The 22,043-nt window shown below is 59.7% G+C and carries 18 protein-coding genes; 13 read left to right on the top strand and 5 right to left on the bottom strand.

What is annotated here, in order from left to right:
• Positions 1-417 precede the first annotated feature (417 nt).
• Entirely contained in the window at positions 418-1,242 is an 825-nt protein-coding gene (locus ACL2XN_RS11815; RefSeq protein WP_410016235.1) for a DUF2076 domain-containing protein, read from the bottom strand.
• A gap of 303 nt (positions 1,243-1,545) precedes the next feature.
• Here ACL2XN_RS11815 and ACL2XN_RS11810 point away from each other — a divergent pair, with 303 nt between their 5' ends.
• The 7 genes from ACL2XN_RS11810 to ppnP all read left to right on the top strand — a co-directional run bounded on the left by ACL2XN_RS11810 (position 1,546) and on the right by ppnP (position 7,392).
• Complete coding sequence (locus tag ACL2XN_RS11810; protein WP_413722237.1) at positions 1,546-2,223, top strand: epoxyqueuosine reductase QueH; 678 nt, start codon at positions 1,546-1,548, stop codon at positions 2,221-2,223.
• Positions 2,224-2,575: 352 nt separating this feature from the next.
• Complete coding sequence (locus ACL2XN_RS11805; RefSeq protein WP_413730872.1) at positions 2,576-3,784, top strand: OFA family MFS transporter; 1,209 nt, start codon at positions 2,576-2,578, stop codon at positions 3,782-3,784.
• Positions 3,785-4,006: 222 nt separating this feature from the next.
• On the top strand, positions 4,007-4,144 hold the full coding sequence (locus tag ACL2XN_RS11800) for a hypothetical protein (protein ID WP_410016232.1): 138 nt from the start codon (positions 4,007-4,009) through the stop codon (positions 4,142-4,144).
• Between the two features lie 123 nt (positions 4,145-4,267).
• Positions 4,268-5,809 carry an FAD-dependent oxidoreductase gene (locus ACL2XN_RS11795; RefSeq protein ID WP_413730871.1) on the top strand — a complete coding sequence of 514 codons (1,542 nt, stop codon included), beginning with the start codon at positions 4,268-4,270 and terminating at the stop codon, positions 5,807-5,809.
• Between the two features lie 287 nt (positions 5,810-6,096).
• Positions 6,097-6,621, top strand: a complete 525-nt coding sequence (gene aroL, locus ACL2XN_RS11790) for a shikimate kinase AroL (protein ID WP_410016230.1) — start codon at positions 6,097-6,099, stop codon at positions 6,619-6,621.
• Between the two features lie 71 nt (positions 6,622-6,692).
• Positions 6,693-6,884, top strand: coding sequence for a hypothetical protein (locus tag ACL2XN_RS11785; RefSeq protein ID WP_413722238.1), 192 nt, complete (start codon positions 6,693-6,695; stop codon positions 6,882-6,884).
• A gap of 217 nt (positions 6,885-7,101) precedes the next feature.
• Positions 7,102-7,392 (top strand): pyrimidine/purine nucleoside phosphorylase, encoded by a 291-nt coding sequence (gene ppnP / locus ACL2XN_RS11780; RefSeq protein ID WP_410016228.1) that lies wholly within the window; start codon positions 7,102-7,104, stop codon positions 7,390-7,392.
• A gap of 280 nt (positions 7,393-7,672) precedes the next feature.
• Here ppnP and rdgC read toward each other — a convergent pair whose 3' ends face one another.
• On the bottom strand, positions 7,673-8,584 hold the full coding sequence (gene rdgC / locus ACL2XN_RS11775) for a recombination-associated protein RdgC (RefSeq protein WP_413722239.1): 912 nt from the start codon (positions 8,582-8,584) through the stop codon (positions 7,673-7,675).
• A gap of 113 nt (positions 8,585-8,697) precedes the next feature.
• Positions 8,698-9,588: a LysR substrate-binding domain-containing protein gene (locus tag ACL2XN_RS11770; protein WP_413727077.1), complete on the bottom strand. Its 891-nt coding sequence runs from the start codon at positions 9,586-9,588 to the stop codon at positions 8,698-8,700.
• A gap of 111 nt (positions 9,589-9,699) precedes the next feature.
• Here ACL2XN_RS11770 and ACL2XN_RS11765 point away from each other — a divergent pair, with 111 nt between their 5' ends.
• Positions 9,700-10,782 carry an SDR family oxidoreductase gene (locus tag ACL2XN_RS11765; protein WP_413730870.1) on the top strand — a complete coding sequence of 361 codons (1,083 nt, stop codon included), beginning with the start codon at positions 9,700-9,702 and terminating at the stop codon, positions 10,780-10,782.
• Here the strand turns inward: ACL2XN_RS11765 and ACL2XN_RS11760 are convergent.
• Positions 10,742-14,416, bottom strand: coding sequence for an AAA family ATPase (locus tag ACL2XN_RS11760; protein WP_413730869.1), 3,675 nt, complete (start codon positions 14,414-14,416; stop codon positions 10,742-10,744). The two genes, ACL2XN_RS11765 and ACL2XN_RS11760, sit on opposite strands and share 41 nt — an antisense overlap.
• The gene (sbcD, locus tag ACL2XN_RS11755) at positions 14,413-15,726 is read right to left on the bottom strand and encodes an exonuclease subunit SbcD (protein WP_413730868.1); all 1,314 of its coding nucleotides are present in this window, start codon (positions 15,724-15,726) and stop codon (positions 14,413-14,415) included. Before sbcD ends, ACL2XN_RS11760 begins: the two co-directional genes overlap by 4 nt.
• Before the next feature lie 211 nt (positions 15,727-15,937).
• On the opposite strand from sbcD, the gene phoB reads away from it, so the two are divergent.
• The 5 genes from phoB (at position 15,938) to brnQ (ending at position 22,029) form a co-directional block, all read left to right on the top strand.
• A complete protein-coding gene (gene phoB, locus ACL2XN_RS11750; protein ID WP_162367673.1) occupies positions 15,938-16,627 on the top strand; it encodes a phosphate response regulator transcription factor PhoB in 690 nt (229 codons plus the stop codon).
• A gap of 24 nt (positions 16,628-16,651) precedes the next feature.
• Complete coding sequence (gene phoR, locus ACL2XN_RS11745) at positions 16,652-17,989, top strand: phosphate regulon sensor histidine kinase PhoR (RefSeq protein ID WP_410016222.1); 1,338 nt, start codon at positions 16,652-16,654, stop codon at positions 17,987-17,989.
• Positions 17,986-18,924 (top strand): PstS family phosphate ABC transporter substrate-binding protein, encoded by a 939-nt coding sequence (locus ACL2XN_RS11740; protein WP_413730867.1) that lies wholly within the window; start codon positions 17,986-17,988, stop codon positions 18,922-18,924. The genes phoR and ACL2XN_RS11740 overlap by 4 nt, the downstream gene beginning before the upstream one ends.
• 250 nt (positions 18,925-19,174) lie before the next feature.
• Positions 19,175-20,278 (top strand): cobalamin-independent methionine synthase II family protein, encoded by a 1,104-nt coding sequence (locus tag ACL2XN_RS11735; protein WP_410016220.1) that lies wholly within the window; start codon positions 19,175-19,177, stop codon positions 20,276-20,278.
• 431 nt (positions 20,279-20,709) lie between these two features.
• Positions 20,710-22,029, top strand: coding sequence for a branched-chain amino acid transport system II carrier protein (brnQ, locus tag ACL2XN_RS11730; protein ID WP_413722246.1), 1,320 nt, complete (start codon positions 20,710-20,712; stop codon positions 22,027-22,029).
• Positions 22,030-22,043: the final 14 nt, after the last annotated feature.

Below are 22,043 nucleotides of genomic sequence, written 5' to 3'. Positions count from 1 at the left end.
TTGCTATCCCTGCGATAAAGTAAAATTACTGACACGAGACAGGACGAAAGAAATAGAATAGCCAAAGAGTATGGTTTCAATAATTAGAATTATTTTTCAGGGGTTAAATATAAATAGATAAAGTTAGTGTAGGCGCTGGAGGTTTTTTTTCCAAGAATTTATATGGCGGAATAATTTTCCGTGGCATGAACATAAATAACCGGCGTGAGTGTTGATTACCAGCGCGGTACGATGCCATGTCGGTCTTGATTGCGCGTTGTCAATAAAGAAGCCCACGCTAAGCGTGGGCCCAGACTGCTGACAACGATGCGCATACCCTGAACGCGGGTATGCCGGGCAGGGAACGTAACGCGGCGACCCTGCCACCCTGCTTATCGGCCAGGCTACAGCCGGCCTCTTCCCCGCGGTCGGCGGCGATCAGACAAAATCATCGTCGTCGCTGAAGCCATCGTCCACGCCGAAGCTGTCATCCGTGCCAAAACCGTCATCTGTACCGAAGCCGTTGTCCGCGCCGAAACCGTTATCGGCATTGGTATCGTTGCCATAATCATTATTGGCGAACGTATCATCAGTGCCGCTGGCGCCAGGGAAAGGGTTGCCAGAGACATCATTGAAGGTATCGAGATTGTCGCTGGAGAAATCCTGGTTGGTCAGGGGATCGGTGGCGGCATCCAGGGGCTGATCGATAACATTGACTATCTCCTGCGGCTGGCTGTTATGGAACATGCCGGTAAGCATGTTGCCCAGCACCACACCGCCGGCGACCCCGGCGGCGGTTTGCAGCGCGCCGGCCAGAAAGCCCCCTCCGCGCGGCGCCGCCTGCGGCTGGTTATATCCCTGAGCATAACCGTTGTATCCGGGCGGCGGCGCGGCCTGGCCGCCATAGCCGGGAGCCGGTGGCTGCTGCTGGTTATTCCAGGCGGGGGCGGGCTGCTGCGCACGGGCGTTCCGGGCCGCCCCGCCGCCAAACAGGTTGCTGAGAAATCCTCCCTGGCTTGGCTGCGGCGCGTTTTTCAAGGCGGTAAGCTCAGATTCCAGCTGCTGTACCTGCTGGTGCAGGCGCTTAAGCGCGGCTTCCTGGATCAATATCGACTGCGCCATATAATAAGGGGCTGCGGGCTGCTGGCGGATAAATTCCTGGATTTGCCGATCCGCTTCGGCGTCGCGGGGGCCGGCTTTCTGCTCCGCCTGTTTCAGACGCTGAAAAAGACCCTCGATAATACGTTGCTCTTCTGATTGCATGGTAATGACCCTATAACCTTGTTCACATGCGCAACGGGCTGCGCTTTCTTTAAATCTAGTCTCATATTGGCGAATCATAAAGGCGCCATGCGTAAAGGTTTTTAGAAATGTGTTACCAGTCCACACACCGGGCGGGGGGATGCCGGGAAAGTGTGCCGGGCCGGCCGCGGTTTTTTTGTGGTCGACAGACCGGCGGTTAATAACTATTTGATACTCCTTGTTAAACCCCGCGCCGCCAACCCGCCCGGGATATGTGCTATATTGGCCAGCCAGACTCTTTATCTGACCTTAGAGAAAGCGCCCATGGCCGACTTCATCCGACCGCTACTGAAACTGCCGCAGGGCGCCGACAAACTGCTGCTGCATTCCTGCTGCGCGCCCTGCTCGGGGGAAGTGATGGAAGCGCTTAGCGCTTCCGGTATCGACTACACCCTCTTTTTTTACAATCCCAATATCCATCCCCAGCGTGAATACCTGATCCGCAAGGAAGAAAATATCCGCTTTGCCGACCAGCACCAGGTGCCCTTCATCGATGCCGATTATGATACCGACAACTGGTTCGCCCGGGCGAAGGGTATGGAGCGGGAACCGGAGCGCGGGATCCGCTGCACCATGTGTTTTGATATGCGTTTTGAACGCACCGCGCTGTATGCCTATGAACAGGGTTTTAGCGTCATCTCCAGTTCGCTGGGCATTTCCCGCTGGAAGAATATGCAGCAGATCAATAACTGCGGCCAGCGCGCCGCCAGCCACTACCCCGGCATGCGCTATTGGGATTACAACTGGCGCAAGCAGGGCGGGGCGGCGCGCATGATCGATATCAGCAAGCGCGAGCAGTTTTACCAGCAGGAGTACTGCGGGTGCATTTATTCGCTGCGCGACAGTAACCGGCACCGCAAATCGCAGGGGCGCGATATTATCCGTATTGGCGTCAACTATTATCATTACCAAACGCCGGAGAGCGAATCAGGGGAGGAATAGCCGCCCGCCATACCGCCGGCGCGCGCCGGCGAATAATATTATTATTTTTTTTGGTTGCCGTTCCAGGGTTAAATTTACCATAGAGTAAAATGTGTTAATTAAAGGATCGTTATTGGCCATGGCGTTTAATAATTGCCTATTTTTCGCAACCGATAAACAGCAATATTGCCCTGCTTGCCACCGCCGTAACATGTAATTATGCCGTTCATACCCCAAGGCGTGCATTTCATTCCTTATTAACGGTATCTCATGCTGCATTTAGACCGTCTCGTTAACCGCGCCTTTATAGTAAAGCCAGTTAACCCGTTTTACGGGCATCGATTCTAAAAGAATTGTTAATGCGAGGCAGAATATGAATACGCAATATGCGACCCACCTGCGGTGGCTTACATTGTTCGGGACCATTATGACCCAGTTCGCCCTGGGGTCGGTTTATACCTGGAGCCTGTTCAACGGTCCGTTGGCCGATAAGCTGCATCAGCCTGTCAGCCAGGTGGCGTTTGCTTTCGGACTGCTCAGCCTGGCGCTGGCGCTGGCGTCGTCGGTGGCCGGCAGGTTTCAGGACCGCTTTGGCGTGCGTAACGTTACGCTGGGCGCTGGTGTTTTGCTGGGCGCGGGGTTTTGCCTGACCGCGTATGCCGGCAACCTGACGATGTTGTGGCTTTCCGCCGGTCTGCTGGTGGGGTTTGCCGACGGCATCGGTTATCTGATGACGTTGTCCAATTGCGTAAAATGGTTTCCGGAGCGCAAAGGGGTGATTTCCGCCTGCGCCATCGGCGCTTATGGTTTGGGCAGCCTGGGCTTTAAATATATCAACAGCCGCCTGCTGGCCCAATACAGCCTGGAAACCACCTTTATGCTTTGGGGACTGATTGCCATGTTGCTGGTCATCGCCGGTGCCTTATTAATGAAGGATGCGCCGCAACAAAGCGTGAACAAGACCCGGGCAACACGCGATTTTTCCCTGGCGCAGTGCGTACGCATCCCGCAATACTGGTTATTGGCCCTGATGTTTTTAACCGCCTGCATGAGCGGGCTGTATGTGATCGGCGTGGCGAAAGATATTGGCGAGAATCTGGTGCATTTAACCCCGGCGGTTGCGGCCAATGCCGTGACGATTATCGCAGCGGCCAACCTGGGCGGACGCCTGGTGCTCGGCGTGCTGTCGGACCGGATGTCGCGTATGCGGGTCGTCTCGCTGGCGCAGGGAATTTCACTGCTCGGCATGGCGCTGTTATTGTTTGTGCATCTCAGCCCGGTCTTGTTTTTTATGGCGATTGCCTGCGTGGCCTTCAGCTTCGGCGGCACCATTACGGTATACCCGTCGCTGGTCAGTGATTTCTTCGGCCTGAACAATCTGACCAAAAACTATGGCTTGATTTACCTGGGCTTCGGCATCGGCAGTATTATCGGCTCAATCGTGGCCTCGCTGTTCGGGGGATTTATCGTCACCTTCCAACTGATCCTGGTGCTGCTGGTTATTTCGCTTATCATCTCCTTAACCTTGCATCAGCCCGGTGAAAAAATACGCTTACGGCTGAATGAAGTAACGGGTAAATAACTATATCCGGAATAATTATCTATTATCTGTAAGCCGACAGTCCGCCTGGCACGGTCTGTCGGCTTTTTTTGAAAGTATTCTAAATCAAATTACGTTTTAATCCTTTTTCATTATTACCGGCGCGTGAACAAATAATAAGAATGATTATCCTCAACCGCCTTGCTGGAAATAAAGGTTACAGGATAATTCCCATTCCCTTTATAGGCAAAGGAAGGATTAACCATGATGAAAGAACCCGCCGCCGGTGGAGGCATCTTGGGCGGCATGGCGCGGCAAAACGGTGGCGGTGATATCGGCGCCCTGGGCCGGGCGCTGAAAAAAATCATTGCCTGGCTGCGCGATCTCTTCAATAGCGACTAGCCGGCGGCGCTGCGCTTACCCGCTTCATCATCTCCCTTCGCCGGACTTCACAGCCGGCGTTTAGCTGCTAGGCTTAATCATAGCACTCCAGACTGTATGGTCTTTAACAAGAAGGAGCCTATCGTGGCCTATCAAGAAGTGATGTCGTTAACCGCATTGCCGGAATTGGCACCCAAAAAAATCAGCCTGGGCGATACCGATATTCTGTTGATAAAAAAAGGAGATCGGGTTTTCGCCCTCGAAGCCACCTGTCCCCATTCCGGCGCTCCGCTGGAAAAAGGCGCGCTTTGCGAAGGCAAGATTATATGCCCCTGGCATAAGTCGGTATTCACCATTGAGGAAGGCGCGCTGTGCGAACCTCCCTCCCTGCGCGATTTAAAGCGTTATCCGGTCAAGATTGAACAGGGCAAGCTCTGGGTCGACCCGCAGGCGGAACCGGGCGCGGGGCCGCTGGATAAGGTGACGACCCAGGATGCGCTGGTGGTCCTGGGCGTCGGCGCCGGCGGTAGCGCCGCCATTAAGGCGCTGCGCGAAAAGGGTTATCACGGTCGCCTGGTGGTTATCGAACGTGAAAAACAAGCGCCTTACGATCGCACCACCTTGTCCAAATTTGTTCCGCAGGGAGATATGGATATCGACGAGGTGCCGTCGCTCCTGGACGATGATTTTTATCAACAGCAAAAAATCGAGCGTATTAACGGCAACGTCGAAAAACTGAGCGCCGCCAAGCATCAGCTGCGGCTGGAAGACGGCACGATGATTCCTTATCGCCAGCTGTTGCTGGCCACCGGCGGCATCCCGCAGCGCCCCGATTTGCCCGGCAAGGCGCTGTTCGGCATCCAGGTCCTGCGAAGCTGGGAGCAGGCCGCCGTGCTGGTAGACACCGTCGAGAAGGAAAAACGCCTGGTGATTATCGGCAACAGCTTTATCGGCATGGAAGTCGCCGCGGCGTTCCGTAAGCAGGATGTGGATGTGACGGTGATAGCCGAGCATCCGCTGCCGTTCGAGAAACAGTTCGGCAAAGAGCTGGCGAGTTTCTTCCGGCGGCGTCACGAGCAGAAAGGCGTGAAATTTGTCGAAGGCCTGCCCGCGGAGTTTACCGGCGAGCGTCAGGTGGAGGCGGTAGTGTTGAAAGACGGTACGCGCATCGAGGCCGATTTGGTGCTACTGGCCACCGGTGTGGCGCCGGCGACCGGGTTTATTGACGATCTGCCACTGAATAAAGACGGTAGCCTTAATGTGGACGCCTCCATGTCGGCGGGCCAGGATATTTTTGCCATCGGCGATATCGCCACGTTTCCGCTTAACGGCAAACCCTCGCGCATTGAACATTGGCGTGTGGCCCAGCAGCATGGCCGCGTGGCCGCAAGCGTGATGGCGGGTCAGGATGAGATCTATGATTCCGTACCGTTTTTCTGGACCCAGCATTATGGCGTGCGCTATGAGTATCTTGGCCATGCCGGGAAATGGGATACCATCGATATGACCGGCTCGCCCGATAACGATGATTTTGTGGCGCTGTATGCCCTCCACGATGAACTGGTGGCGGTGGTCGGCACCGGTCGTATGCGCACCACGGGTACCTTGCTTATCAAAATGAGGGAGAAACTGACGCTGCAGCAGGCGAAACGCATCGTGGCGGAAGTGGTGGAGCCGGAAAGCTAACCGAGGCCGCCGGCCCGGGCGTGCCCGTCTGGGAGGGCCTTCCTGAAAAACTGTCCGTTGCGCGGGCGCGATCGCCGGTCTTTTTTTGCCGGTTCCGGCCGACGTAAGGGACAATCCTGTAATTAATATGGTATGTAATAAGCTGGCATGCGGCGGCCGTGGGGCGTCGCATGCCCGGCCCGCGACTTTTCGCCCAAAGGCCGTTCGCCGGTTAGTGCGCGTGCGAAGTCAATGCTATGATGCGCAGCTGGACTGAAAAAGTCGTTGGATAAAAGGATATGCGGTTAATGACACAGCCCATTTATTTGGTTGGCGCTAGGGGATGCGGTAAAACCACGGTTGGCCTCGCGCTGGCCGGGGTGTTGGGATTTGAGTTTATGGATACCGACCAGCTGTTGCTGAGCACCACCGGCCGCAGCGTGGCGCAGATCGTCAAAAGCGAGGGCTGGGCGGGATTCAGGGCAAGGGAAAGCGCTATCCTGCGCGCGATTGCCGGCGGGCGCAAAGTGATCGCCACCGGCGGCGGCATTGTGCTGGCGGAGGCCAATCGCCGGTTTATGCGGGCGAACGGCACGGTCATTTACCTCCATGCCCGGCCTGAGGTCCTGGCGCGGCGCCTGGAGGCGTTTCCCGAGGAAGACCAGCGGCCAAGCCTGACCGGGCGGCCGATTGCCGAGGAGATCGCTGAAATCCTGCTGGCCCGGGAAGCGTTATACCAGGATGCGGCCCACCATGTGCTGGATGCGTCCTCTTCCCCGGAAGCCGTGGTGTCGGCGATATTGCAGCAGCTCCACCCCTGCGCCGCCGGATAACGCGGCGCCATGCGCAACCCCGGGGATTGACCTATACTTACCCGACCAAATCATAAAATAAGGAAGTGATTATGGCGAGTAAACCCCCTTATCCCCGCGAAGCCCATATCGTTAAAAAAGAGAAGGGGCCGCCGGGTAAAACCAAGACGGTGTTTGAGCTGCGGGCCGATCATCCCAAGCCCGACACGCTTATCAGCGAGCATGATTCCGAACACGAGGCGCTGGACGCGAAAGAGCGCTACCAGGGCGAAGACAAGACCTGAATTCCCTGCCAGCCGGATCGGAACACTGCTTCCCGGTCCGGCTAATTATCTTCCCCTAAGACGGTTATTTTCTTTTTTCTCGCCGGTGAATCCGCCGCGCTCATCCGCGGGTATTTTTTTGCACGCCGGCCGGCATTTCCCGGTAATAAGGCGTGACAAATCAACGATCGTGCTTTTACTATGAAGTACTGAAAATATTATCGAAAGGAATGGATCTATGCTGAATGTAAATGAGTATTTTGCCGGGAAGGTAAAGTCCATTGGTTTTGATTCCGCCAGCATCGGCCGCGCCAGCGTGGGGGTGATGGAAACCGGCGAATACACATTCACCACGGCACAGCCCGAGGAAATGACCGTCATTAACGGCGCGTTGCGGGCATTGTTACCGGGCTCCCACGATTGGCAGGTCTTTATGCCCGGCGAAAAATTCTTTGTTCCGGCGCAAAGTGAATTTATTGTCCAGGTGGCGGAAGCCAGCGCGTATTTATGTAAATATATGAGCAAATAATGGGGCAAAACCGCGGGCAGGCTATGGTTTGCCCCGCAATGCCGGCAAACCGGCGCATAAGTCGCCGGGCAGGGAGAACGGAAAGCATAACGCGTCATGGACTCATCCGCCGGTAGCGTAGTGGTCCTGGTCCAAGGCCACAGGTGTTGGACCGCACAATGGCGCGCACGGATGGGCGCCATCGCTGCGCGTCCGGGCGCGGCCCCGCTAAAAACGGCACGGCTTCACGGTGTTGTTACCCGTCTGATCCTGGCCTCGTCACTCCCGCCAGCAACCTTTTTCAGCGCTGGGCTTCGCCGCCCAGGGCAACGGTCAATTCTTCAATAAGCGTCGCCAGTTCGCCGGTCATCAGGATAAAATCCGCGTCAAAACGCTGGGCAAAATCCTCGCGATCGATATCGTCGTTCTGTTCGCGTAAGGTATCGGAAAACTTAAGGCGCTTGATTGTGGCGTCGTCGGCCAGGATAAACTGCACCCGTTCCCGCCAGTCCAGCGCCAGTTTGGTCACCACCTTGCCGGCCTCGATATGGGCGGCAATTTCGTCGCTGGCCAAATCCTGCTTTTTACAGCGAATGATGCCACCGTCCTCCAGCAGCGCCTTGAGTTCGGCCTCGTCCTGCACCAGGAATCCGGCCGGCGGTTCACCGCCGCGCACCCACTGCGTCAGGGTCAGCTCAATGGGGTTTTCCAGTGTCAGGGGCACCACCGGCAGCGAGCCGAGGGATTTACGCAACAGCGCCAGGGCATCCTCGGCTTTCTTGGCGCTGGCGGCGTCGACAATCACCAGGCCTTTGACGGTGTCCAGCCAGATGAACGTCTGGCTGAAGCGGCTGAACGCGCGCGGCATCAGGCTGAATAACACCTCATCCTTCAGCGCGTCTTTTTCCGTTTTGCGCAGCTTACGGCTTTGCTCGGTTTCCAGCTTATCGATCTTGCCGTTCAGCTCTTGCTTGACCACGGAAGACGGCAGGATTTTTTCTTCTTTGCGCACGCAAATCAATATCTGGTCATTAACGGCATGGGTTAACGCGTCGCTTTTGTCGCCCAGCGGAGATACCCAACCCGACTTGGCCATATCCTGGCTGCCGCAGGGGGTAAATGATGAGGCCGCCAACTGTTTTTCCATCTCTTGCGCCGACAGCGTAATATCGCGGTTCAGGCGGTAAATCATGATATTTTTAAACCAAAACATAAAGTGAGATCCCTGATCCGGCACGTCGGTAAGCGTGCGGGTTAATCAAACGCAGCGCGCATGATAGCGCATCCCGGCGCTAAAATCGGCAAAAATCAACCTGGCCGCGGCGTCTACAGAATGTCCGCCAGGGCGGCGGCAAGATACTCCACCCAGGCCCGTACCTTGCCGGGAATAAAGCGCGCGGCGGGATACACCGCATGTACCGCCATCGGCGGAAAATAATAGTCGGGCAATACGCGTACGAGGGTTTTGGCGGTTAACTGCCGGCGGATCAGCGGTAACTGGACGCCGCCTATCCCGAGTCCCGCTTCTATGGCCTGGATAAGCGTAAAGGTATTATTGGCCAGGAACACCGGCCGGACGGTCAACATCTCCGCGCCCCTGGGGCCCAGCAGGGTGAGTCCGGCGCCGTCGCCACGGCCGCTGTAGCGAATGTAAGGACGATCGGCTAATTCCGCCAGGGTTTGCGGCGCGCCCTGCCTGGCAAGATAGCCGGGCGCCGCGGCCAGGACACGCTGCAGGGTGCCGAGCCTGCGCGCCACCGTGCCGGCGGTGCGCAGTTCCCCGAGACGTAGCGCGACATCAATTCCCTCGCTGATCACATCCGCCACCCGATCGTCCAGCAGCAGTTCGATAACGATATCCGGATGGCGCTGCTGAAAATCAAGCGCCAGCCGGGCGATATACTGCTGGCCGAGGCCCGTCGGCGCATGGATGCGCAAATGACCCTCCAGCCTCTGGTTCAGCCCCCGCAGCGTCTCTTCCGTTTCATTTACCGCCGCCAGGATCTGCCTGGCCTGCAGATAATAACGGCTGCCGCTTTCCGTCAGGGTGACGGAGCGGGTAGTGCGATAGAGCAATAATGTGCCCAGCAGTTTTTCCAGGGCGGCCACCTGCTGGCTTACGGCGGGCTGCGTCAGGCCCAGATCGCGCGCTGCCGCGGACAGGCTGCCCAGCTCGGCCACGCGCGCGAAGGTATGCATCGCGGTGAGTTTATCCATGGTGTTCCGTCTATTAGTTTTACTTATAACTGATAGTGGTTATGGTCCTATTATCACTTTTTTCCTTATCAATTATAGTGACGCATCGTCTTTTTTCAGCGGAGAAAACACATGCAAAATAATCGGATTGCCCTGGTGGTGGGCGCCAACGGCGTTATCGGCGGCCGGCTCGTCGCGGAACTGGAATCCCGGCGGTGGCAGGTTATCGGCCTGTCGCGCCGCGGCGGCCGCGACCGGCCCGGCGTCAGCTACCTGGCGGTGGATTTGCTGGACGCGCAGGCGACGGGCCGGGCGCTGCGCCCGCTGACCGGCATTACCCATATTTTCTACGCCGCCTACCAGGAGGCGTCCGACTGGGCGGGACTGGTTGTTCCCAATATGATGATGCTGAAAAACGTCGTTGAGGCAATCGAGCCGGTTGCCGGGAAACTGGAGCATGTCAGCCTGATGCAGGGCTATAAAGTCTATGGCGCGCACCTGGGGCCGTTTAAGACACCGGCGCGGGAAACCGATGCGGGACATATGCCGCCGGAATTCAACGTGGCGCAACAAACCTGGCTGGAGCAACGCCAGCGCAATAAACGCTGGACCTGGTCCGCCATCCGGCCGGGGGTGGTGGGCGGTTTTTCCCTGGGCAATCCGATGAACCTGGCCATGAGCATTGCCGTCTATGCCTCCATCTGCAAGGCGCTGGGGTTGCCGCTGCGTTTTCCCGGCAAACCGGGCGCTTACCACGCGCTGATGGAAATGACCGATGCGGGGCTGCTGGCGAGGGCCACGCTTTGGGCCGCCACCGAGCCCCGGGCGGGCAACCAGGCGTTTAACATCAATAACGGCGATCTGTTCCGCTGGAGTGAGCTGTGGCCGAAAATTGCCGGCTATTTTGAATTGGATCTGGCGCCGCCATTGCCCATGCCGCTAAAGGAAGTCATGGCGGATAAAACGGAACTCTGGCGGGAATTAACCCGCCGGCACCGTTTATCCGCACCGGATTATCAGGCGGTGTCGGGCTGGCCGTTCGCCGATTTCGTGTTCTCCTGGGATTACGATATGTTTGCCGACGGCAGTAAGGCGCGCCGCTTCGGTTTTCATGATTTTGTCGACACCGAAGCGATGTTCTACGCGTTGTTCGATGAATTCCGCCGGCGCCGCGTTATTCCGGGCGCACCGCATAACGCGCCTCCAGCCTGCTGATGCCCAGGCCGTTGATCTTTTTCACTTTGATTTGCACCGGGATGCGTTCCTTCATGGCGTCCACATGGCTGATGACGCCTATCATCTTGCCGGTGGCGTTAAGCGAATCGAGCGCATCCAGGGCAATATCCAGCGTTTGGGCGTCCAGCGTGCCGAAGCCCTCGTCGAGAAACAGCGAATCAATCTGGGTTTTGTGGCTGACCAGGTCCGACAGGGCCAGCGCCAGCGCCAGGCTCACCAGAAAGCTTTCGCCCCCGGAAAGGGTGCGGGTGTCGCGCACGGCATCCGCCTGCCAGGTATCCACCACTTCAAGCTCCAGCTCCGCCTCGGTTTTGCGCTGCAGCTGATAGCGGCCGTGCAGGCGGGACAACTGCTGGTTCGCCAGATAAATCAGGTGCTCAAGCGTCAGACCCTGGGCGAACTTACGGAACTTGTCGCCCTCTTTGGAGCCAATCAGCTCGTTGAGATAGCTCCAGTCGGCGTAGCGGCCTTCGCCCGCGCTGATTTCCGCCATCAGGCTCTGCTGATCGCGCTGGCGCTGGCGGTGGCTTGCCAGTTGCTGCTGTAGCTGGCCTTGCCGCCGCGCCAACTCCCATAATAATGCCTTAATATCGGCCAACGTTCGCTCCACGGCGGCAGAGTCGGCAGCCTCGTCCAGGGTGGCGGGACGATCGTCATGGTGTTGCCGCAGCGCCAGCTCCGCCTGCTGCCACATCACCTCCGCGCGCTGCCGCTCTTCCTTTATTTTCTCGCGCAGCTCACGCAGCCGGTCCCGCTCCTGCCCGGGCAACAGGGCCGCCTGCAGCTCGGCCAGCCCGGCGTACGGGCTGTTTGCCAGCGCCTGCCGCAGCGCCGTCGCCGCCTGCTGCGCTTGTTGTGTCAGTTCCTCAAGCCGCCGCCGCTGCGAGCGGATTTCACCGGCCAGCAGATGCAGCTTTTCCTGCGCCTGCTGTACACTGAGTTCGGACTGCCGCCGGTCCCGCTCCACTTCCCCGGCCCGTGTGCTCAGTTGGGCGTTGAGCTGCGCCACGCTGTCATCGCCGGCCAGTTTGCGGCGTTCTTCACGCGCCAGGCGCAGCGCGTTGCCGGTTGTCTGCTGCCGCTGCGCGAGGTCGGCCAACTGTTGCGCCAGTTCGGCCTGGGCTTCCCGGTGGCCGCGCAGTTCGCCTTCCAGCGCGATAAGGTCGTTTTTCAGCGTCTGTTCGCGCTCTTGCTGATACTGCCACTGCCGCCACTCCTCCTGGCGTTCGGCCAGCCAGGCGTCAACCGCGGAATCCGCCGGCAGGGTCAGTCCCAGTTGGGCGAGAGCCTCGCTGCTTTGCGCCGCCAGTTCGTCCATCCGTTGCTGTTGTTCCTGACGGCGCTGCTGCGTTTGCCGCAGACGTTGGGTCACCGCATCCTTCTGCTGGGCATTCAGCGCCAGACGGGCGTCGAGCCGTTGCCATTCGCCGTCGGCCTGGGCAAGGGCGTCGCGGGCCGCCTGCAGCCCCTGGTTGTCCTGTTCACGCGCCTCCAACTGCCGGGCCAATGCCTGCTCATGCGCGTCCTGCTCAGCCAGCCAGGCGGCGGCGTGTTCGCCGGGCGCCAGATCCAGCCCGGCGGCGGCCTGTCGCCAGGCGTCGTCCAGCAACGCCAGTTCCTCTTGCAGGCGTACCTGTTGCGCCGTCGCCTGGCGCTGCTCCTGCTGCAGCATCTCGAGACGGGTAAACGCCGCCACCACTTCGGCCTTGAGCCGCTCCACCTCCGGCAGCAGTTCCTGCCGCCGCCGATCGGTGTGTTGCGGCTGCAGGTCCTGGTATAGGGCGATGCCGGGATGCTCGGTGGCGCCGCATAGGGGGCAGGGATCCCCCGGTCGCAACGCTCCGCGCAGTTCCCCGAGCGAGACGATATGCATTTCCAGGCGATGGCGCGCGGTCATTTCGTCCAGCAGGGCGGACTTATCCGCCTCGGCGCGCCGCAGCGCCGCCAGCGCGGCGGTAATATCGTCGCAGTCGCGTCGCAGTTGATCTTCCCGCGTGCGGTTGGCCGCCAGATCGCGGCTTACACGCTCCATTTGCGGCAGCAGGGACGACATCAGGGCGCGCCGGCCGCGCTGCTGCTGGCTGTGCTGCCAGTCGGCGCGCAGCGCGGCCAACGGGAACCGGGATTCCTGCTCATCGTGCAGGCCCTGACGTTCCGCCAACTGCGCCGTGAAGGTCATTACCCGTTGCCGGCAGGCCTGCGACGCGCTGAGTTCCTTCTGGCGCGCAATATCGAGTTGTTCAAGTTCCCGCATGATTTGCGCGTCTTGCCGGGCCAGTTCGTCGATGTCGCGCTGTTCGCGCCGGCGGCGGGCAAACAGCTCGCGCCAGAGGGGGAGCTGCCCGCCCCATTGCCGGCAGGCGGCATGCTCAAGCAGATAGCGGGCGACAAGCTGCGCCTGTTGCCCGGCCTCCTGATGTTGTTGTTGTTTCAGCGCCTGCAGCGCCTGTCGTTTCCGCTGCTGTTCCGTTTGGGCTAACCGCTGTTCCTCCTGTTGCGCGGCCTGTTGCTCCAGCCCGGCGATTTTCTGGTCCAGCGGCACGAGATGGTCGTTTATCAACTGCTGTTGCGCCAACTGATGCCGGGCGTGCTGCTCCCAGCGCCGCCGGGCGGTATCCGCCTGCTCCCGCAGCGGTTGCAGCGCCTGCTGGCTTTGCAGATCCATCGCGCAGGCGCGGGCGAGCTCCTGCTCAGCCCGTTCCAGGTCCACGGCGCTGCGCTGCCGATCGTCGAGCAGGGGGCGCAGGGATTCCGCCGGTTCGCCGCGCGCCAGTCGCGCCAGCGGCGCCTGTGCTTCCTGCGCCGCCGCCTGCGCGGCCTGGCGCTGGGCCTGTGCCTGCGCCAGGGCGCCGGTCAACTGGCGCTGCCGCTCCAGCCAGGCGTGATGCTGTTGCGACTGCGATTGTTCGGCGTTCAGCCGGGCCTGCTCCAGGCGCAGGCTATCCAGCTCGGCGTCAAGTTCCCGCAGTTGGGGTTCGCTCAATAGTTCGATGGCGGCGGCGCGCGTACGCAGTGCCTCCAGTTCCCCGCGCACCGTTTTATGGCGTTCGAAAATTTCAGCGGAAATGCGGCCGTAGATATCGGTGCCGGTCAGTTCCTCCAGCAGTTCGGCGCGATTTTTCGCATCGGCGTTTAAAAATGCGGCGAAATCCCCCTGCGCCAGCAGCACCGATTTGGTAAAACGCGCGAAATCCAGGCCGGTCAGTTCGGTGGTCAGGCGCAGCTTATCGCTGATTTTATCCGCCAGGATGGCGCCGTCGGCCAAACGCGCCAGTTCGACCCTGGCGTTTTGCAGTTTGCCCTGCGGGCTGTTTTTCGCCCGGCGCTGGCTCCAGAAGGCGCGATAGCCCACGCCCTTGACCGAAAACTCGACTTCCGCCAGCGATTCGGCGGTCAGCCGGGTCATCAATTCCTGGCCGGGCAACGCGTCCAGGCGGGGCGTGCGGTGATACAGCGCCAGGCAGATGGCGTCAAGAATAGTGGTCTTGCCGGCGCCGGTGGGACCGGTAATGGCAAACAGGCTGGCGCGGTCGAAGGGGTCGGCAGTAAAATCAATTTTCCACTCGCCCCTGAGCGCATTGATGTTTTTCAGCCGCAGCGTCAGGATTTTCACCGGGCGTCTCCTTTGGTTGCGGCATCCGGCGCCGGCGGGTTTTCCGCCGCGGCGCCTTGCTGTACGTCCGCCGTTACCTGGCGATAGAGCAAGCGTATGGCGTCCAGGTTCTCCGGCGCGGGGGAGGGGATCAGCGCCAGGCGCCGCTCAAACACGTCCCCGGCGCTCAGTTCGACCAGCGTTTCCCGTTGCCGGCGCGCCAGTGCCGACAGCCGCTGCTCGCGGTTACGGCGCAACAGCACGATTTCCACCGGCAAATCGGCCGCCAACTGCTGGATACGCTGCTGGATATCATTCAGCCAGGCGTCTGTCACCACCTCGATATCCAGCCAGACGGGCGTGGGCCCCGGGTAATCGCTAAACGAGCGCAACTGCGCCTCGATGTCCGCCAGGTCGCCTTTTATCAGGCGCAGGGCCTGGGTCTCCGGGATCAAAACCGGGGAAATGTCCGCCACGCCCCCGGCGTCGAAACTGACTATATTGATCTGCTTGGGCTGCCCGGTCTCATCAAAACTCAAGGCGATGGGCGAACCGCAATAGCGGATATGCTGCTGTCCGCCCACGCACTGCGGGCGGTGGATATGGCCGAGGGCGATATAATCCGCCGGAGGAAACAGCTGGGCGGGAAACGCGTCCAGGCTGCCGATATAAATATCGCGTACCGAATCGGTGGTGGCGGCGCCCACAGTGGTCAGGTGTCCGGTGGCGATAATCGGCAGCCGGCCGGGCAACTTGGCGCGCAGGGCCAGCGCCCGGTCATATAGCGCCTGGTAATATGCGGCGATGGCGTCCATCAGCGCCCGCTGTTTATCATCCCCCGATTCTCCGGCGCGGCTGGTCAGCACATCCCGCGGGCGTAAAAAGGGGATGGCGCACAGTATCGCCCCCGGCTTTCCACTACGATCGTTCAGTACAAAAACCGGTTGCCCGCCGCTGTCTTCGCGGTCGCCGTCGGCGTTGTCGTCATCGTCCCGGGCGCCGAACCCGCCGCCGGCGATAACCCGGGTATGCATGCAGGCCAGCAGCGCCCGGGATTCGTTCAGTGTCGCCACCGCGTCATGATTGCCCGCCAGTATGATCAGCTGGCAACCGGTCGGCTGCAACGCCACCACGAAACGATTGAACAGTTCGCGGGCATAGCTGGGCGGGGTGCCGGTATCAAAGATATCGCCGGCCACGATCACCGCGTCGATATCCCGTTCTGCCACCTGCGCCACCAGCCATTGCAGGAAGGCGCGGTGCTCCCGGGCGCGGTTTTTGGTGAAAAACGACTGACCCAGATGCCAGTCAGAAGTGTGAATGATCCGCATGACGCTCCAGCCAGAGTGTAAAAGTCAGGGCGAGAGTATAAACCTTACCCCGGGCGATGCCGACGTAAAGCTGTTAATTTGGCAACCCGGGACGAAAAAAAACCGCCATCCGCTATGCTTCTGGCACGATGGGCTGATTTTAATAAATCTGTCATAAAAGTGACGCATAATGCCCGGGCACGTTAACCGCAGAGATTAATGGCAGGAAAAAATGGCAAAACGCATATTAGTCGTGGAAGACGAAGCGCCGATTCGTGAAATGGTGTGCTTCGTACTTGAACAGAATGGCTTCCAGCCCATCGAAGCCGAAGACTACGGCACGGCGGTCAGCCGTATGGCGGAGCCTTATCCGGATCTGGTATTGCTCGACTGGATGTTGCCAGGCGGTTCGGGAATTCAATTTATCAAACATATGAAACGCGAGGTATTGACCCGCGATATTCCGGTCATGATGCTGACCGCGCGCGGCGAGGAGGAAGACCGGGTGCGGGGGCTGGAAGTGGGCGCCGATGATTATATCACCAAACCGTTCTCGCCCAAGGAGCTGCTGGCCAGGATCAAGGCGGTGATGCGCCGTATTTCGCCGATGGCGGTGGAAGATAAGATTGAGCTGCAGGGCTTAAGCCTGGATCCGTCGTCGCACCGGGTAACCTCCAACGAACTGGCCCTGGAGATGGGACCGACCGAATTTAAACTGCTGCACTTTTTCATGACCCATCCCGAGCGGGTATATAGCCGGGAACAGTTGTTAAATCATGTCTGGGGCACTAATGTGTATGTTGAGGACCGGACGGTTGATGTGCATATTCGCCGCCTGCGCAAAGCGCTGGAAACCGGCGGTCACGATCGGATGGTGCAGACGGTCCGCGGCACCGGCTATCGTTTTTCCGCGCGCTATTAGCGCGGTATAAGGGGAGCTCTGCCGGTGCTGGAACGTTTATCCTGGCGTAAGATTTTGCTGGAACTGGGGCTGTTTTGCCTGCCGGCCCTGCTGTTGTCGCTTTTTGTCGGCCACCTGGCCTGGCTGTTGGTGGCGGCGCTGCTGGCCGCGCTGGTGCGCAACTATTATTACCAACTGCGGCTGTCCCGCTGGTTATGGGTCGATCTCCGGCATACGCCGCCGGAAGGGCGGGGAAGCTGGGAACCGCTGTTCTATGGCCTGCATCAGATGCAGTTGCGCCACCGGCGGCGGCGGCGTGAACTGGCGACATTGTTCAAACGCTTTCGCAGCGGCGCGGAAACCTTGCCTGATGCGCTGGTGATGTTGACCGACGACGGCCATATTTTCTGGTGCAACGGCCTGGCGCAGCAGCTGCTCGGGTTTCGCTGGCCGGAAGACAACGGCCAGCATATCCTTAACCTGCTGCGCTATCCCGAATTCAACAGCTATATCCAGGGCCAGTCGTTCGAGCGCCCCTTGACCCTGCTGCTCAATAAGCAACGTTACGTTGAATTCCGCGTGATGCCCTATACCGACGACCAGCTGTTAATGGTGGCCCGCGACGTGACCCAGATGCGCCAGCTGGAAGGCGCCAGGCGCAACTTTTTCGCCAATGCCAGCCATGAACTGCGTACGCCGCTGACGGTGTTGCAGGGATATCTGGAAATGATGAACGACCAGGATATGGATGAAGCCATGCGCGCCAAGGCCATCCACACTATGCAGGATCAGACGCAGCGCATGGAGCGCCTGGTCAAGCAGTTGCTGGTGTTATCCCGTATCGAGGCCGCGCCCCAGGGCGAGGTCAATGAACGCGTCGATATTCCGGCCATTCTCAAGCGCCTGCAGCAAAGCGCCGGGGCGCTCAGCCAGGAACGGCATGAGATCGTGTTCCGGGTTAATGAACAGTTGCTGGTGCGCGGCAATGAGGATCAGCTGCGCAGCGCGATGTCGAACCTGATATACAATGCGGTCATCCATACGCCGCCGGGCACCCGCATCGAGGTGTGCTGGCAGCGTACCGCTGAGGGCGCGCAGTTTCAGGTCAGCGATAACGGGCCGGGCATCGCCCCGGAGCATTTACCGCGCCTGACCGAGCGTTTTTACCGGGTTGACAAAGCCCGTTCGCGCCAGACCGGCGGCAGCGGCCTTGGGCTTGCCATCGTTAAGCACGCGCTCGGCAATCATGACGCCCATCTTGATGTTATCAGCGAGCCGGGCGCGGGTACCCGCTTCTTTTTTACCTTGCCCAACCGGTTGATTGTCCTCCCCGTCCTGGCCGAAAATAACCCCACTTCTCCTTCACGTGTCAAATCCCGATGATAAAAGCTGTAAAAACCCTGGGCTGGCTGCTCTGCCTGCTGTTGACCCTGCCGGCGGCGGCGCGGCCGCTGTCGGTGCTGTCGGGTAGCCTCACCAGCAGCGGTTCCGATACGCTGGCGAATATGATGGCCCTGTGGGCGGCGGATTTCAGACATGACTATCCGGATGTCGGCGTGCAGATCCAGGCGGGCGGATCGGCGACGGCGGCGACGGCGCTGGCCGCGGGCACGGCGCAAATCGGGCCGATGAGCCGCATGATGAACGCGACTGAAATCGCCGCGTTCCAGCGCCATTACGGCTACCCGCCCCTGGCGGTGCCGGTGGCCTTGGATGCGCTGGTGATTATAGTCAACCAGGATAACCCCCTGCCCAGGTTGCGCCTGCGCCAGTTGGACGCCATTTTTTCCATCACCCGCAGCTGCGGCGACGCCCCTGCCGTCACCCGCTGGGGGGAACTCGGCCTAACCGGGCGGTGGGCCGATATGGCCCTGCTGCGCTATGGCCGCAATTCCGCCTCCGGTACCTATGGTTTTTTCCGCCAGCGCGTGCTGTGCGGCGGTGACCTGCTGGCATCAGTCAATGAACTGCCCGGGTCGGCTTCGGTGGCGCAGGCGGTAAGCGCGTCGCGCAACGCCATTGGTTACGCCGGCATGGGGTTTCATACCGCCGGCGTGCGGATCCTGCCGTTAACCGACGAGGCCGGCCGCCAGGTGACGCCGGACGAGTCGGCCTTGCTTAACGGCGACTATCCGCTGGTGCGCTATCTCTATATTTATCTGAATAAGCCCCCTGATACCCCATTGGCGCCGGTCACCGCCGCCTTTATGGACCGTATTTTGTCGCCCCAGGGCCAAAACCTCGCCCGCCAGGGCGGCTACCAGCCCTTGCCTGAACCCATAAGGCTACAGGCGCGCCGGGATATCGGGCTGCAATGAGGTGTGTCGGCAGGGTGGGCCGTCGCCCGCGGGTGATCATGAATAATGTTCAACACGGGTGAATTTTCTTCGCCATGGCGATGCGCCGCCGCGTGCTAGTATGGATGCGGGCATTATAGACGTCCGGATGTCTATATGTCACCGACGGAAACTATTGCCCACCGGGAAAGTTTACATCCTGAACTATTCATTAAATCTTATTATCTTGCGGGCCTTGTCCAGGCCGGCAAAATAACGCCGGAGCTCAAACATGCAAAGAAATACGCCTCCCTTTCGCGCTGATGTGGTGGGCAGTTTATTACGCCCCGAGGCGATTAAACAGGCCCGCAGGCAGTTGCAGCAAGGGGCCATTACTCCCGCGCAGCTGCGTGCCGTCGAGGATACCGAGATCCGCCGGGTGGTGGAACTGCAGCGCGGTCTGGGGCTGCAGGTGGTCACCGACGGCGAGTTTCGCCGCGCCTGGTGGCATTTCGATTTTTTTGAGGGGCTGGACGGGGTGGAAGGCTACGATGTCGACCAGGGTATCCAGTTTTCCGGGGTGCAGACCAAGGCGCGCAGCATTAAGGTCACCGGCAAGGTGGCGTTCCGCCAGCATCCGATGCTGGCGGATTTCCGCTATCTGCGCAGCGTGGCCGGAGACGCGGTGGCTAAAATGACCATACCCAGCCCGAGCGTGATGCATTTTCGCGGCGGGCGCGGCGCCATCGACGCCGGCGTCTATCCTGATCTGGCGGCGTATTTCGCCGATCTGGCCCAGGCCTGGCATGACGCTATCCGCGCCTTTTACGATGCCGGCTGCCGTTACCTGCAGCTTGACGATACCGTGTGGGCTTATCTGTGTTCGACGGACCAGCAGCGCCAGATCCGCGAGCGCGGCGAGGATCCGCGGCAATTGGCGCGCATCTATGCGGATGTGCTCAATCAAGCGCTGGCGGGCAAACCGGACGATCTGGTGGTTAGCCTGCATGTTTGCCGCGGCAATTTCCGCTCCACCTGGATTTCCGAGGGCGGTTATGAGCCGGTGGCGCCTATCCTGTTCGGCGAGGTCAAGGTCGACGCCTTTTTCCTGGAATATGACACCGAGCGCGCCGGCGGTTTTGAACCGCTGCGGTTTATCAAGCCCGGCCGCCAGCAGGCGGTGCTGGGCCTTATCACCTCCAAAACCGGTGAATTGGAAGATCCTGAGGCGGTGCTGGCGCGCTTGCGCGAGGCCACCCGTTATATCAGCCTGGACCAGCTGTGCCTGAGCCCGCAGTGCGGCTTCGCCTCGACGGAAGAAGGCAATAGCCTGACCGAAGCCCAGCAATGGGACAAACTGCGGCTAGTGCTGGATGTTGCGGGCCGCGCCTGGTAACGCCAGCGCCCGGCTATCCCGCCCGCGGCAAAATACCGCGGGCGGGCATGGTCGCCGCGGGTTAAGGGGCGGCCCGGGGGTGCCACCGGTATCCATGCCGTTCTGTTATAGTTAAAAGCGCGTCCCTTCAACTATCTTGTAGCAGAAATTACCCAGGCTATGAAAGTATTCACTGCTTTTAGGGTATTTTTTTGGCTTATCATTCTGCTTTTATCTTCAACTATTGCCTTACCGCGCTTTAAACGTTTAAATTGCGCCGGTTATTGCATGTTTCACGCCGTTTTGCACCCTTTTAGCGCTCCGGTCCCGGCAAACAGGCCATTACGCCATGGCCCGCGAGATATCCCGTTGCTGTTGGTGATGTCATAACCGGCATGAGTCGTCATAGGTTTTACTTATTTTTCGCATCCAGACAGGCATTACATTATTCCATGAGCCAGCGTTTAAGCATCAGAGATATCCTCGCCCTGGGTTTTATGACCTTCGCCTTGTTTGTCGGCGCGGGCAATATCATTTTTCCGCCGATGGTGGGATTGCAGTCAGGCCCTTATGTCTGGTGGGCGGCGGCGGGGTTTCTGATTAGCGCGGTTGGGCTGCCGGTACTGACGGTGATTGCCCTGGCCCGGGTGGGGGGCGGCATTGACGCCCTCAGTTCCCCCATCGGCAGAAAAGCGGGACTGCTGCTGGCCGTGGTATGTTATCTGGCGGTGGGGCCGCTGTTCGCCACGCCGCGCACCGCGACGGTATCCTTCGCCGTGGGGCTGGCGCCGTTTACCGGCCAGGGGGATCTGCCGCTGTTTCTTTACAGCCTGGTCTATTTTGCGCTGGTCATCGCCATCTCGCTCTATCCCGGCCGCTTATTGGATACGGTCGGGCACATCCTGGCGCCGCTGAAAATGATTGCCCTGGCGGTCCTGGGCATCGCCGCGCTGCTGTGGCCGGCGGGCAATCCCATCCCGGCGACCGACGCTTATGCCCATATGCCGTTCTCCAACGGTTTTGTCAACGGCTACCTGACCATGGATACCCTGGGCGCCATGGTATTCGGCATCGTGATTGTCAATGCGGCCCGCTCGCGCGGCGTGAACGACGCCGCGCTGCTGACCCGCTACACCATACTGGCCGGGCTGATAGCCGGCGTCGGGCTGACGGCGGTCTATATCACGCTGTTTAAACTGGGTTCGGGCAGCAGCGTGCTGCTGCCGTCGGCGCAAAACGGCGCCGAAATCCTGCACGCCTACGTCCAGTATACCTTTGGCAATGCGGGCAGCGGCTTTCTCGCCATCCTGATTTTCGTCGCCTGCATGGTGACGGCGGTGGGGCTGACCTGCGCCTGCGCCGAGTTTTTCAGCGAACATCTGCCGCTCTCCTACCGCACGCTGGTGTTTATACTCGGTCTGTTTTCCATGCTGGTGTCCAACCTCGGGCTGAGCCATCTGATCCAATTCTCCATTCCGGTGCTGACCGCGATTTATCCGCCGTGCATCGTGCTTATCCTGCTCAGCTTCACGCTGCGCTGGTGGCGCAGCAGCACCCGGATTATCGCGCCGGCGATGCTGATAAGCCTGGTCTTCGGCTGCGTCGATGCCGTCAAGCTCTCGTCATTCCAGGTCTGGCTGCCCGCGTGGATACAGCACCTGCCGCTGTCGGCCCAAGGCCTGGCCTGGCTGCCGCCCACGCTTACCATCGGTATCCTGGTCGCGTTCTATGATAAATACGCCGCGCATCATAAGGCCACCGTCCGGTTATAACCTTTGCGCGCATT

This window comes from Sodalis sp. RH22 (assembly GCF_047324165.1).
Classification (GTDB): Bacteria; Pseudomonadota; Gammaproteobacteria; order Enterobacterales; family Enterobacteriaceae; genus Acerihabitans.
This window is presented reverse-complemented; position numbering and strand designations above follow the sequence as displayed.